Here is a 13,273-nt window from a genome sequence, read left to right on the forward strand (position 1 = left end):
GAACTGCAGGTGAGCGGCACTGTCGCGCAACCACTCACCTGCGCCAGCCTGCCTGACCCGCGTGGCAGGGGGCGGACCGTCACACCGGTGCAGCGTCCTCATCGGCGTCCTGCCGGCGAAGGTGAGCGAGCACGGCGCGGCGGACCTCGGTCACGGACTGCTCCCGCATGCCGCGGTGCAACAGGCTGTGGTCGCCCTCCGCGCCGATGACCACCCGGGGCCGCAGACCCCGACGGTGCAGCCGGCGCAGCCCCTCGGGACCGCGCTGCTCCACGAACCAGGTGTGGTCGGCCGGGGTGAGCACCACCGTGACGTCCACTCCAGCCCGGAGCAGTCGCGCCAGGGCCACCTCCGGCACCTGGGTCACCCCGGCCCGGCCGAGCAGCAGCCACAGCGGGTAGGGCAGGCGGCGGCGCAGCAGCTGCTTGACCTGGTGTCGCCGAGTGGCCGACACCGGTGCGGGGCCCTGCTCGTCCGGCCCGCTCTGCTGCGCGGCAGCCAGCTCCGCCTCCCGGTAGCGCTCCTGGCTGCGCAGCCCCCAGATGGTGGGGCTGAGCACCACCACGGTGCCGGCGTCACCGGCCGCCGCGGCGTGCACAGCCATCCATCCACCGGCGCACACCCCGGCCACCACCGTGTCCCGGGCGGCGCTGCGCACCGTGCCTGCCGCCGTCCGGGCGTCCTGCACACATACCTGGGCGTACATCGGGGCCAGCTCGTCGGCGCGCACCTCGGTGGTGTCCCCGGTCAGCCTGCGGTCGAAGCGGATCACCTCCACGCCCTCAGCGGCCAGCGACCGGGCGAGGTCCACGTGCATCCGACCCGCCCCGATGCGGTGGTGCGAGCCCAGGCTGTTGAGCACCAGCGAGCGCCGCGGCGGGTGGTCGGTGCTGGTGACGATGGTGAACAGCTGGTGGGGTCCACGTCGGTGCAGGCTCTCCCGCACCGCGGCGCCGTCCGGCGTCACTGCCACCACCGCCGACGTCTGTGCCTGGGCCACCACCGGCTGTCGCTGCGCGGGCAGCACGCCGAGCAGCCACCGGGCCACGGCGGCGACGCTGTCGGCGGGGATGCGCACGATGGAGGTGGTGGGCTCCAGGAAGCCCTCGTGCTCGTGCACCGTGACCCGGGTGGTCTCGGGGCGAGCGGCCAGCGCGGCCAGGGCCTGGTCGTCGGCGGCGCTGGGCCGCGCCGCCACCAGCACCGGCAGCGGTCGTCCGCCCGCGGGCTCCGGGACGGTGAGCCGCAGCCCGCCCAGCTCGGCCACGGCGCCCGGGGCGAGCAGCGTGAAGGGCAGCGAGACCATGCCGTCCTCGGCGACGTCGGTGCCGATGGTCAGCCGGTACAGGGTGCGCTGGTGGCGCAGGAAGCTGCGGCCGTTGGTCACCGGGTCCCACAGCGCCAGCCCGGCCAGCTCCCCGCAGCGCGCCACGGCGGCAGCGGCGAGCAGCGCCCCCACCCGCAGCCCGGCCAGCGCGACGTGGTCCACGCCGGTGGAGCGCACGTGGGCCACCGCGGTGGCGATACTGTCCAGCCAGCGCTGCACCGAGTCGTCCGCCGGCTCGCCCGCAGAGTCACCGGTGCCCTGGTAGTCGAAGCGCAGCACCACCACGCCGGCGGCGCACAGCTGCTGCGCCAGCAGGGCCAGACCGCGGTAGGAGTCAGTGTGCTCCTTGCCCAGGGGCGGGCACAGCACCACGGCGCCGCGGGCGGTCGCGTCGTCCGGGACGTGCAGCACGCCCAGCAACGGGGCGGCCTCGGGCCCGAACCAGGTGGGGTGGGCGCTCATCGCGGCAGCACCACGGGGGCAGCGGTGAGCGAGCTGAGTGCTCCCACGGTGCCGGCGGGCAGGGCCGGGGCGTCCGGGCCCGTCGGCCGCAGCGCCACCACCCGCCGGTCCCCGGCGCCCAGGTGGAACCAGGAGTCCTCGGGCAGGAAGCCGGCCACGTCGACGTGCACGTGCTGGGCGGTGCCCCGAGTGCTGATCTCCAGCGCCCACCCGCCGTCGCCGTCGCGAGTGGCGGTGGCGGCCAGGCCCACGTCGGTCTGCAGGGGACGGTCGGCACCACCGAGCAGGCGCACCGCACGGGTGCTGCCGGTCGCGGTGCGCAGCTGCACCGTGAGCGCGTCGTAGGTCTGCGGGCCGAAGCCGTGGGCGTGGTTGAGGTCCAGGAACGTCCCCACCAGCGCGTCCACCCCCCAGGTGCCGCCGCCGTGGGCGGGCAGCACCACGTCGGTCTCGGCCAGCACCTGGCGCGCCCCGAGCCGCTGGTGCGCGGTCACCACCAGCACGCCCGGCAGGTCCTGCGGGCGGTCGTTCCAGGCGTCCACCCGCAGCCCGTCCAGGCCCTCGTCGGTGATGCTCACCGCCACCGGGGCGCTGAGCCGCCGCAGCACGTACCAGGGCGCCTTGGGGGCGCCGGTGGAGTCCAGCAGGCCCCACCCGGCGCCGGGCTCGAGGTCACGCAGGGTGAGCACCAGGGCGCCGGCACAGCCGGAGTCGGCCCGTCGCCAGTGCTCGAAGCAGGCCTGCACCGCCTCGCACACCGCGGCCCGGCCCAGGTCCAGGTAGCGCGCGGGGTCGTGGCGGCGCACCTCGGCGGGCTGCACCCCGAACAGGGTGCGCACGTAGTGGTCGCGGACGTCCTCGAAGTCCCAGGAGGCGCCGTGGTCGCGGGGCACTGCCGCCTTCCAGCGCGGGTGGTGCCCCGCCACCGCGGCCGAGCCGAACTCGCGCTCCACGGCGGCGGCCTCGGGCGGGGTGGCGAAGGCCAGGCACTCGGCGGCGAAGCGCACCCCGGCGGTGCGGACGTCGGTGAGCGGGCGCAGGTAGCCGCCCACGCCGAAGTAGTGCGCCACGCCGGTGCCCACGTGGATGGGCAGCGCACCGCCGGAGGGGCTGGAGCTGACGCAGGGCACGCCGGGCAGCAGCCGCTGCGCCACCGCCGGGACCAGCTCGTGCACCGCGGGCACGCGGCGGCGGGTGGCGTCCAGGCCGAGCATGGTGGGCTGCTGCTCGGTCTCGCTGCCGCCGGAGAGCACGGCCAGCGCCGGGTTGCCCTGCAGCGCGGTGCACAGCTGCTCCACCTCGGTGCGCAGCAGCGCCTCGAAGTGCTCCTCGGCGGGCGGGTCGAGGGTGGCGAGCATGGCGTCCTGCCAGACCAGCAGGCCCAGCTCGGCGCACAGCCGCCAGAGCTCCGGCTCCTCGTAGGTCATCGTCCCGGTGACGCGCAGCATGTTCAGCCCGGCCTCGCGCACCGCGGTGAGGGCGGCAAGCAGCGCGTCGGGGTCGCTGCTCAGGCCCACCGGGTCCAGCGGCGTCCAGCAGGCGCCGCGGCAGAACACCGCCACGCCGTTGACCGACAGCGCGAAGCCGCCGTCGTCGGTGCCAACCTGCACGTCGCGGAAGCCCACGGTGCCCCAGTCGAGCTCCCGCTCGCCCAGGTGCAGGAGCACCGGGTAGAGCGGTTGGTCGCCGTGGGTGTGCGGCCACCACCGCGCCACCGCCGGCACCTCCACCACCGCGTGCAGCACCGCCTCGTCACCGACGTGCTCCAGGTCCACCGTGGACTGGTGCGCCCCCACCCGCACGGTGGCCCTGCGCAGCCGCTCCGCGCCGCGCAGCCGGGCGCGCACCTCGAGCACCCCGGTGTCGCCGCGCACGCTGGTCTGCAGGTCGCGGCTGAGCACCTCGAGGTCCGGGCGCCGGTGCAGCGTCAGCGGACGGTGCGGGCCCACCACCGCAGCGGTGCCGGTGAGCAGCGGGGCGCGGCCGAGCAGGCTGGTGCGCCACCACCGCAGGTTCTGCTCGTCCACCAGCAGGCTGCGCCAGCGGGCACGGGGTCGCCGGGAGACGCCCAGCAGCGGGCGCAGCGCGGCGAAGCGCAGGGCCAGCACGCTTCCCGGCACCAGCGTGTCCAGCGTGGCGGTGGTGGTGGTGAACATCGACTCCGAGCGCGCCACGCAGCACTCGTCCACCCACACCTCGGCCACGGTGGCCAGGCCCAGGGCGTGCAGCGTCCACGGGCCCGCACCCACCGCCTCGCCCAGGGTGGTGACGAACCACCAGTCCTGCGCGTCGTAGTCGCGGGCCAAAGCGGCGTCGCGTCCCTCGGCGGCGCGCACGGCAGCGGCGGCGGTGCCCGGCACGGTGGCGGGGTACCAGTGCAGGTCCAGCCCGGCCAGCTCCGCCGGGCTCAGCGCCGCGCCCGGTGCGGTGGCGGCGCAGCGCCAGGGTCGGTCGGCCAGCAGGTCGGTGCTCACACCTGCTCCGCCAGAGTGGTGGTGGCCGCGGCCCAGTGCGCGGCCATCGCGTCCAGCTCGGCGTCCACGCTCACCGTCCGTCCCCGCGCGGCGCGGGCCAGCCGGAACTGCACGCTCTTGGCTCCGGTGGCCACCGCGTGGAAGCTCTCCACGGCCGCCTCCAGGCCCGCGACACCCGCCTCGGCACCGAGGTAGGTGGTGAGGTCGGCGGCCAGCTCGGCCCCCGCCCCACACTGGCGCAGGCCGCCGAAGGCCCAGCGGTGGAACAGCTCCAGCCCACCGCCGGTGAGCCACTGCAGGTCGCGGCGCACCGCGGTCCCCAGCGCGGCCACCGGGTTGTGCTCGGGGCGCCGGGCCAGGTGCTCGCGGACCACCGCCCGCACCGGAACGGGCTCCGGCGGGTGCACCCGGTCCAGGCGCACCTGCTCCACGTAGGGCACCAGCACCCGCGGGTCGGTGCCGTCCAGGTGGAACAGGCCGCGGAAGTCCTCGCCGGCCAGCCGGTGGTAGCCGGCGTTGTGGAAGTACTCCAGCACCTGCCCGGCGGAGTCCACCCGGTTGGCCACCACGGTGGTCTTGCCGTGCTCGGCGCGGTAGGTGGTGCCGGCGGTGTCGGGCAGCCACCAGGAGTCCACCTCCACCGTCAGCAGCCGGCCCTGTCCGAGGGCCTCGACGACGTGCTCGAGCACGCTGCGCCACACGTTGAGCTCGTCGACGTCGATGCCGTAGAGCCGGCGCAGGTCCTCGGGGGCCGGCTTGAGGAAGGTCCACTGTGCACCGTCGTGGTCGGCGCTGAGCACCGACGCCAGCGCGGGCACCGGGTCGTGGCCCAGGGCGTGCAGCAGCTCCACCCACAGGTCCACGTAGCAGCTGGTCTCCGACCAGGCGCGCTCCCCTGCGTGCAGCCGGTGGCAGCGGTAGGTGTCGGCGTCCAGCGGCAGCAGCCGCAGGTCGGGTGCGATGGCGGGAGACATGACGCCTACAGCTGCATCCGGGCCCGCACCGGCGCCGGCCAGCCGCGGGGGTCCAGGCCGTGGGTGCGGAACAGGCCCAGGGCGATGCGCTCCATGCCGAAGCCCACGCAGGCGCTGTGCGCGACGTCCCCGGCGGCGGTGCTGATGCCGAAGGTAGCGCCGAAGTGCTCCCGGTGGCAGTTGCACGACACCACCGCGGTGCCCGCGTCCAGGTCGCCGTACAGGCGCACCACCAGCTCGGTCTTGAGGTTCTCCTCGCGCTGGTTGGCCGAGAGCATGCGACCGGCCCGGCCGAAGAACGGGTCGTTGGCCACCACTGCCTCGGCGGCCAGGCCCAGGTCGGCCAGCACCTGCAGGCCGCGGCCGATCCACTGCTCGCGGTGGGCCGCCGCCTGCTCGGCGGTGCCGACGGTGACGAACTCGTGCATCCGGAAGGCCTGCATGCGGGCGGGGTCCACGGCGGGCTCGTGCCGGAAGCAGTAGCCGTGCACGTCCAGCAGCCGGCCCTCCGGCGGCAGCGTGCCGGCGAGCATGGCGTAGGCGGGGTGGCAGGCGGCGGAGACCAGCATGGTGTCGGCCGGGGTGAGCCAGCCGTCCCAGGACTGCCCGTCCGCGCGCGCAGCCAGCAGCGCCGCGTGCGCGCGGTTGTCCCCGGCGAAGGTGTTGACCGCGCCGGTCAGGTGCGGGAAGGAGGCGATGTAGTCGGTGCGCTCGAAGCTGTCGCGGGGGAACACCGGCGGGAAGCGGTAGCGGTCCGCGGCGGCACCGGGACCGGCGGCACGGACCACCACGTCGATGCCCTCCACCACGTCCTCGAACACGCCGGAGCGCCCGTAGAGGCCGGGGACGGAGGTGGGCACCAGCAGCCCGGCACCCACCAGCTCGGTGCGGAAGTCGCCGTGCGCCGCCGCCAGCGCGGAGACGTCGGCGACGGTGGTGCTCGGGTCAGGATCCAGGGTCATGACGTACCTCGGTGCACCAGCACCAGCTGGGCGTTGTTGGCGATGATGCGGTCGTTGTTCACCATCAGCGCGGCGCCGTGCGCGTCGCGCAGGTGCCGGCCCAGGCGGAACTCGTTGTCCTCCCGGTAGGCGGAGATGCCGCAGATCAGCATGGCCTGGCCCACCGCGTCGACCACCAGCCCAGAGGCGGTGACCTTGAGGTTGTTCATGGCCACGGCGAAGCCGATGCTGGTGAGCACGTCCGAGCCCAGCGGCGCGTCGTCGAAGCGCTGCGCGGCGCCGGTCACCAGGTCGCGCAGCTGCTGCACCAGCGCGGTGAGCTCCACCAGGCGGACGGCGCCAGGGGGCATGGTGCCCGGCGTGCGCCGCGCGGCCTGCTGGACGTAGCGGCGGGCCCGGGCGGTGGCGGCCACCGCGATGCCCAGCCACACGTGGCCCCACAGCACGTGCGAGACCGGCAGCATGGTCTGCGCCGACACCTCGGCGTAGGGCTCGGGCAGCACCAGCTCGGCCGGCACGTCGGCGTGCAGCAGGAAGCCGGGGCTGCAGGTGCCGCGGAAGCCCAGCGTGTCCCAGGTGCCGGTGGGCTCCAGGCGCAGGTCGGCCCGGGGGCACACCACCAGCACTTGGTCGCTGGGCGGGCTGTCGCTGCTGCGCCGGGCGGTGGCCAGCACCACGTCGGCGTGCTCGCCGTAGGAGATCACCGGCGCGTTCTTGGTCAGCACCACCCGGCCGGCACCGCCGTCGGCGACGTGGCAGCTGCTGGAGCGGACGTCGCCACCGATGCCGATCTCGGTGGTGGCCGAGGCCAGCAGCAGCTGCTCGCGCACCACCTGCTGCAGCAGCTGGCGGGCCGCCTCGGTGCCGCCGTGGCGCACCAGGCACAGCACCTGGATCTGGTGCATCGCGAAGATCATCGCGGTGGAGGCGCAGTGCTCCCCCAGGGCCTGCACCACGGCACCGACCTCGCCCAGCGAGCAGCCGTCCCCACCCAGCTCCACCGGCACCGCGCAGGACATCAGCCGAGCCTCGCGCAGCGCCGTGACCGCCTCCTGGGGGAAGCGGGCGTCGCGGTCCACCTCCTCCGCGTGCTCGCGCACCACGGTGGCGGCGATGGACCTGGCGGCGTCGGTGGGAGTGCCCATCTCAGGCAGCCCCGCGGACTTCCTGCACGGCGCTGCGGATGGCCCCGACGCTGGCGAAGGTGGACTTGCGCAGCAACCGGTCCGGCAGCTCGATGTCGAAGGCGTCCTCGAGCGCGAGCATCACGTTCACGCTGGCGTGCGAGGTGAGCCCCAGCGCGTAGAGGTCGGCGTCGGGATCCACGCCCGCGCTGGAGATCGGCACCTTGCCGTGCTCGCGCAGCACGTCCACGATGATCTGCTCGTCCGCGATCTGCTCGTCCGCCGTCACAGCTGGTCCTCCGCCTTGCGCTCGTGCTGGTCGTCCTGCTGGACCACCAGTGCCGTCCCTGCTTCCTTCGGCACGGGTGCGTCCCGTCCTGAGCGAACCGGCACGTGCACCACGGCCATCGCGTGCTCGCTGGTGTGCGACAGCGACACCTCGAACTCGCCCAGGCCCTGGGCGCGCGCCAGTGCCGCCGCCGCACCGCTCAGGCGCACCCCGCACCAGCCGCCGGGATCGCTGACGATCTCGATGCTGGGCCAGGGCAGCGCGGCGTCGGCCGTGCGCAACGTCTTGGCCACCGCCTCCTTGGCTGCGAAGCGGGCAGCCAGGCGCTCGGGGCGCTCGCCCGAGGCCGCCAGCTCACCGGCGGTGTAGACCCGGTCCAGGTAGCGCCTGCCGAAGGTGGCGACGCTGTCGGCGACCTCGCCGACCGACTGCAGGTCGCACCCCACTCGACACTGCACCTCAGCCCGCCCCCGATGTCCGAAACCACCCCTGCCCCGCCCTGACTATAGGGTTGAGATCGGTGAATTGTCGCGGGGCGCACCGCGCTTCACTTTCGCGACACCCGGCCGATTACTGAGGGTAAAGCCGCGACGACGCTGGACCCAGCAGCTGTCCCAAGCACAGGAGACTCCGATGGGCCCCTCGTCCGCAGCGCCGTCCTCCCCGGGCACGGTGCCGCGCGCGCTGCGCCTGGAGGCGGTCGCCGAGACCGCCGCGCTGGACCGGCTCGCCGGCGTGCTCGGGGCGCAGGACCTGCTCGTCCTGCGCCGCGGGACCTCGCAGCACGGCGCTGGGTCCGCAGAGCCGCGCTTCCGCCTGGTCGGTGGGGTCGGCGCCGGCGAGCGCTGGGCCGGCGGGCTGTGGCTGGACCCGCGGAGCGACCCGCCGGAGCGTCACCTGGCGGTCGGCGCGGTGCGGGTGTTCCACCACTCCCGGCCGCAGCGGGTGTTCGGTCCCTACTTCGCCCGGGCCGCCGTGGTGGTGCGGCTCAGCGACGACCTGGTCGTGGTGTTCGGCACCGACGACCCGCACGCCGCGCTGCTGGAGCGCACCGACGTGGAGCTGGTGGAGATCGCCGGCGCCGCCGCCGGACAGGTGCGCGAGGTGCCCGCCGCCAAGCCGCTGGCCGACGAGCTGGAGATCCTCACCGCTCGGCGGGTGCTCAGCGACCGGAGCGGGCCCACCAGCAGCGTGGAGGACGCGCTCGCCGCCGTGGCGGACGTGTCCCGGGAGGCCCTGGGATGCGCCCGAGCGGTGATCTGGCTGCCCGACGGCAGGCTGCGCGTGTCCGGGCCGCCCGGGCTCACCCTGGACACCGCGCTGCTCGACGACGTGATGCGGCGGCAGTGGGACCACCGGCACCAGCTGCCGAGCTGCGTGCAGGACGCCACGGAGAACCCGCTGGGCTACCCGCTCGACCCCAGCGCGGGGATCTGCTCGTACCTGACGGTCGCCGTGGGCGAGCCCCCCGCCGCGCTGCTCACCGTCGCCCACAGCGACGCCGCACCCCGCGGCTTCACCAACCACGAGCGTGCGCTCACCGAGCAGCTCGCCCTCAGCGCGGACACCGGGCTGGCCACCGCCCTGCTGCGCGAGCAGCTGCTGCGTGCCGTCGTCGAGGAGTCCAGCGCCGCCCGTGAGCTGGCCCGGGTCAACGCCGAGCTGGCCGAGGCTGCGCTGCGCGACGCGCTGACCGGCCTGGCCAACCGCAGCCTGCTGGAGCAGCGCACCGCCCACCTCACCCGGTCTCCCGCATCCCCCGACCGCTCCGCCGACTCCGCACAGGCGGTGCACCCGGTGCTGCTCTACATCGACCTGGACTCCTTCAAGTCGGTCAACGACGACTACGGGCACACCGTGGGCGACGCGGTGCTGGTGGAGTTCGCGCGTCGGCTGCGCGAGTCCTGCCGTCCCGACGACGTGCCCGCCCGGCTGGCCGGCGACGAGTTCGCGCTGCTCATGGTGGAGCCGCTGACCACCGAGCAGGCGCTGTCGGTGGCCGAGCGGGTGGTGCGGGCCGCGGCACAGCCGTTCCTGGTGGACACCCACCTCGTCACCATCGGCGCCTCGGTGGGTGTCACCACCGTGCCCACCGCGCACCAGGACCCGCCGCCGCTGGACGTGCTGCTGCACCAGGCGGACCTGGCGATGTACCGGGCCAAGTCGCGCGGCCGCGGACGGGCGGAGGTCTACACCGAGCGCATCAAGCCGCCGGTGAGCTCGCGCAACCGCCGCTGGGCCGACGACCCCGCCGCCGGCCGGCGCCTGCAGGACGCGCTGGACACCGATGCCCTGACGATGCAGTACCAGCCCAGCGTCGACCTGGTCAGCGGCCAGGTGCAGGGCGTGACTGCCGGCGCGTGCTGGCCACAGCACCCGGGCCAGGCCATGCCCAGCGACCAGCTGGTGCCGCTGGCCGAGCGCACCGGGCTGATCGGCCCGCTGGGCGAGTGGGTGCTGCGCCAGGCCTGCCGCGACATCGCCGCGCGAGCTCGCCTGGACGACACCGAGGCCGCCGTGCTCAGCGTGCGGGTGCGCCCGGCCCAGCTGGAGGACCCGGCGCTGCCCGCGCTGGTCATGGCGACGCTGGAGGAGACCGGGCTGCCCGCCGAGCGGTTGTGCCTGCTGGTCTCCGAGACCGGGACCAGCGCGCACCAGGAGACCGTCGCCGACACCCTGCACACGCTGCAGGCCCAGGGCGTGCTGATCGCGGTGGACGGCTACGGCGCCGGTCACTCCTCGGTCACCCTGCTGCGGCACCTGCCCCTGGACTGCGTGCACATCGGCGCCGACCTCGTCTCGCACGTGGACACCAGCCCCACCGACGCGGTGCTGACCCGGCTCATCATCGAGGCCGCCCACGCGCTGGGGCTGCGGGTGTGCGCCGAGGGCGTGGACCGTCACGCCCAGCTGGAGCAGCTGGCGGCGCTGGGCTGCGACGTCGCGCAGGGACACCTGCTCGGCGGGCCGGTCAGCGCCACCCTGCTGGACACGCGTGACCGGGCGGTGCGCCACCTCATCACCGCCGGGCCCACCCAGCGCCACGGTGCCGGCACCCTGACCACCCTGCTGGACGACCACGGCCTGATCACCTACGTCTCCGCCGACTGCGTGGAGCTGCTGGGCTACCAGCCCGCCGAGCTGATGGGCACCCGTGCCCTGGACCTGGTGCCCCAGCCGCACCGCGACCAGCTGGCCTCCGGCGACCTGGCCGCCGCCGAGCGCACCCGCACCCACCCGCTGGTGCGCAAGGACGGCAGCGTGGCCTGGGTGGACGTCGCCTTCCGGCCCATCCGCGAGCCGGGCAACGGCGGGCTGCGCCGGCTGTCCACCACCGCCGTCGACGTCACCGACCGGGTGCACGCCCAGACCGCGCTGGTCAACCGCGCCGAGCTGCTGCGCCGGGCGTTCGACGCCCTGCCGCACGGGGCGCTCGCGCTGTCCCCGCAGGGCACGGTGCTGCAGGCCAACACCGCGCTGGCCAGCCTGCTGGGCCGGGGCGCGGCGGAGCTGGTCGGCCTGCGGCTGCACGAGCTGGTGCACCCGGACACCCACGACGAGGTGGCCGCGCACCTGCGCCAGGCCCGCACCGGCGGCGGCACCGAGATCAGCGGCGGGCTGGTGCTGCTGCACGCCGACGGCAGCTCGGTGCCCAGCGAGCTGAACCTGTACCACGTGGCCGACCAGCTGGGGCGGCCCTTCCTCGTGGGGCACCTGCGCCCCAGCGCCCAGGAGGTGAGCCGTGCCCCGCTGGCCTGACTCCGCGAGCGCCTGGCACCGGCGGCAGCGCCGACACCCGGTGATCGCCACCCCGATGGTGATGGCCCGCGCCTTCGGCCTGCTCTTCTCCGCCGGTGGCCTGCTGGTCAGCCTGGCCGCGCTCGTCCCGCACAACCAGGCCGCCTCCCTCGGCACCCTGTACGTGGTGGCGGGGGTCGCGGTGGTGGTGGGTACCGCGCTGCTGCTGTGCGGCGACCGGCTGCGCCGAGCCGCGTTCAACCCGCTGGTCTCCCTGGGCGTGCTCCTGCTGGGCGTCGGGGCGCACACCAGCGGCGGCGGTGCACCCGCCATCTCCATCCTGTGCTGCAACGTCTTCGTGGCCGCGGTGGTGTTCTTCTTCTCTCGCTGGTGGGTGGTGGTGCACCTGCTCAGCGCGGTGGCCTCCTGCATCGGGGTGACCTGGGCCGACGGGGACACCCAGCGCTGGGCGGGGCTGGTGGTCGCGGCCATCGTGGTCATCATCGGGTACCTGCAGCACTGGCTGATGCGGCTGGCCGACCAGACCGACGTGGACACCCTCACCGGGTTGCACAACCGCCGCGGCTTCGACCGCTACCTGCGCGCCGCGGTGGACAAGGCCCGGCTCACCGGCCAGCCGCTCACCCTCGCGCTGCTGGACCTGGACCGCTTCTCGCTGGTCAACCTCACCGGTGGGCACGCCGCCGGCGACGCGGTGCTGCAGACCGTGGCGACCGTGCTGCGCGAGGTCGTCGGACCCGACCACGCCATCGCCCGCTTCGGCGGCGACGAGTTCGCCCTGCTGCTCGGCTGCGGTGAGGAGGAGGCCGCCGCGGTGGTCGAGCAGGTCCGCGCCGCGCTCCCCCAGCACGCCTGCTCGGCGGGCGTCACCACCTGGCAGGCCGGGGAGTCGGCGTCGCTGCTGGTGGGCCGGGCCGATGCCGGGCTGTACCGGGCCAAGAAGGACGGCGGAAGCCGGGTGGTGGTGGAGCGCACCCGCCGCTCACCGGTGGCGGTGGAGCTGCGCGCCGCGGTGGAGACCGGGGCCCTGGACGTGCACTACCAGCCGGTCGTGGATCTGCGCACCGGCGTGGTGGTGGGCATGGAGGCGCTCGCCCGCTGGCGCAGCAGCAGCTACCCCGGCATCACTCCGGACCAGTTCATCGCCATCGCCGAGCGCGATGACTGCATCCACGCCCTGGGCCACCACGTGCTGCGCAAGTCCTGCTCCGACGCGGCCTGGATGCAGGACGCCACCGGGGTGGCGCTGCGGCTGAACGTCAACGTCTCCGGCCTGGAGCTGATGAGCTCGCGCTACCTGCACGGGGTGCAGGACGTCCTCGCCAGCACGGGCTGGCCGGCCGAGCAGCTGGTGCTGGAGGTGACCGAGAGCGTGCTGGTGCCCGACGCGGTGCACGCGGTCAACCTGCTCAAGCAGCTGCGCGCCCTCGGCGTGCGCGTGGCCATCGACGACTTCGGCACCGGGTACTCCTCGCTGAGCCGCCTGGACGACCTGCCACGGGACTTCCTCAAGCTGGACCGCGCCTTCGTCTCCACGCTGCAGCGCGGCGAGCCCGTCCCCGCCGTGCTCACCGCCATCGCCGCGCTGTCCAAGGCGCTGACGATCGAGGTGATCGCCGAGGGCGTGGAGGACGACTACCAGGCGGAGACGCTGGCGGCGCTGGGCTACCCGATGGCGCAGGGCTACTACTACGGCCGCCCGATGCCCGCCACCGAGCTGGTGGCCCTGCTCGGGCGCACCACGGCGGACGTCGCCACCCCGGTCTGACCTCCCGCGGCGAGCCCCGTCCCGGCCCGGCTGTCCCGGCCGGGTTGTCCGAGGTCACCCATCGAGTGTGACCTGTCCCACCGAGCGGGAAGTGCCCCAGGCCCGCCCAGGCCCCGGCGTAGCGTCCGCCACGG

Annotated in this window: 9 protein-coding genes; 2 read left to right on the forward strand and 7 right to left on the reverse strand. The window is 74.8% G+C overall.

Annotated elements, in window-relative coordinates; all coding sequences use genetic code 11:
• Window positions 1-79: 79 nt before the first annotated feature.
• From AC3YO9_RS03085 to AC3YO9_RS03115, 7 genes are read right to left on the reverse strand one after another with little or no spacing between them, the layout of a single operon-like run.
• Window positions 80-1,789, reverse strand: a complete 1,710-nt coding sequence (locus tag AC3YO9_RS03085) for a serine aminopeptidase domain-containing protein (RefSeq protein ID WP_489982086.1) — start codon at window positions 1,787-1,789, stop codon at window positions 80-82.
• The gene (locus tag AC3YO9_RS03090; protein WP_489982087.1) at window positions 1,786-4,263 is read right to left on the reverse strand and encodes a glycoside hydrolase family 2 protein; all 2,478 of its coding nucleotides are present in this window, start codon (window positions 4,261-4,263) and stop codon (window positions 1,786-1,788) included. Before AC3YO9_RS03090 ends, AC3YO9_RS03085 begins: the two co-directional genes overlap by 4 nt.
• A complete protein-coding gene (locus AC3YO9_RS03095; protein WP_489982088.1) occupies window positions 4,260-5,237 on the reverse strand; it encodes a DUF1839 family protein in 978 nt (325 codons plus the stop codon). Before AC3YO9_RS03095 ends, AC3YO9_RS03090 begins: the two co-directional genes overlap by 4 nt.
• A 5-nt stretch (window positions 5,238-5,242) precedes the next feature.
• Entirely contained in the window at window positions 5,243-6,199 is a 957-nt protein-coding gene (locus tag AC3YO9_RS03100) for an amino acid--[acyl-carrier-protein] ligase (protein WP_489982089.1), read from the reverse strand.
• A complete protein-coding gene (locus AC3YO9_RS03105; RefSeq protein ID WP_489982090.1) occupies window positions 6,196-7,344 on the reverse strand; it encodes an acyl-CoA dehydrogenase family protein in 1,149 nt (382 codons plus the stop codon). Before AC3YO9_RS03105 ends, AC3YO9_RS03100 begins: the two co-directional genes overlap by 4 nt.
• A gap of 1 nt (window position 7,345) precedes the next feature.
• On the reverse strand, window positions 7,346-7,612 hold the full coding sequence (locus tag AC3YO9_RS03110; protein WP_241249314.1) for an acyl carrier protein: 267 nt from the start codon (window positions 7,610-7,612) through the stop codon (window positions 7,346-7,348).
• Window positions 7,609-8,058, reverse strand: a complete 450-nt coding sequence (locus tag AC3YO9_RS03115) for a holo-ACP synthase (RefSeq protein WP_489982091.1) — start codon at window positions 8,056-8,058, stop codon at window positions 7,609-7,611. The genes AC3YO9_RS03110 and AC3YO9_RS03115 overlap by 4 nt, the downstream gene beginning before the upstream one ends.
• A gap of 187 nt (window positions 8,059-8,245) precedes the next feature.
• Between AC3YO9_RS03115 and AC3YO9_RS03120 the strand changes: the two genes are divergently transcribed.
• Window positions 8,246-11,371: an EAL domain-containing protein gene (locus AC3YO9_RS03120; protein WP_489982092.1), complete on the forward strand. Its 3,126-nt coding sequence runs from the start codon at window positions 8,246-8,248 to the stop codon at window positions 11,369-11,371.
• Window positions 11,355-13,139: a putative bifunctional diguanylate cyclase/phosphodiesterase gene (locus AC3YO9_RS03125; RefSeq protein ID WP_489982093.1), complete on the forward strand. Its 1,785-nt coding sequence runs from the start codon at window positions 11,355-11,357 to the stop codon at window positions 13,137-13,139. Before AC3YO9_RS03120 ends, AC3YO9_RS03125 begins: the two co-directional genes overlap by 17 nt.
• Window positions 13,140-13,273: the final 134 nt, after the last annotated feature.

The organism is Rhodococcus sp. Z6_132 (genome assembly GCF_058133635.1).

Excerpts from the sequence above, each read along its gene's own strand:
- AC3YO9_RS03085 (WP_489982086.1), bottom strand. The coding sequence starts at position 1,789 with ATGAGCGCCCACCCCACCTGGTTCGGGCCCGAGGCCGCCCCGTTGCTG.
- AC3YO9_RS03095 (WP_489982088.1), bottom strand. The coding sequence starts at position 5,237 with ATGTCTCCCGCCATCGCACCCGACCTGCGGCTGCTGCCGCTGGACGCC.
- AC3YO9_RS03100 (WP_489982089.1), bottom strand. The coding sequence starts at position 6,199 with ATGACCCTGGATCCTGACCCGAGCACCACCGTCGCCGACGTCTCCGCG.
- AC3YO9_RS03105 (WP_489982090.1), bottom strand. The coding sequence starts at position 7,344 with ATGGGCACTCCCACCGACGCCGCCAGGTCCATCGCCGCCACCGTGGTG.
- AC3YO9_RS03120 (WP_489982092.1), top strand. The coding sequence starts at position 8,246 with ATGGGCCCCTCGTCCGCAGCGCCGTCCTCCCCGGGCACGGTGCCGCGC.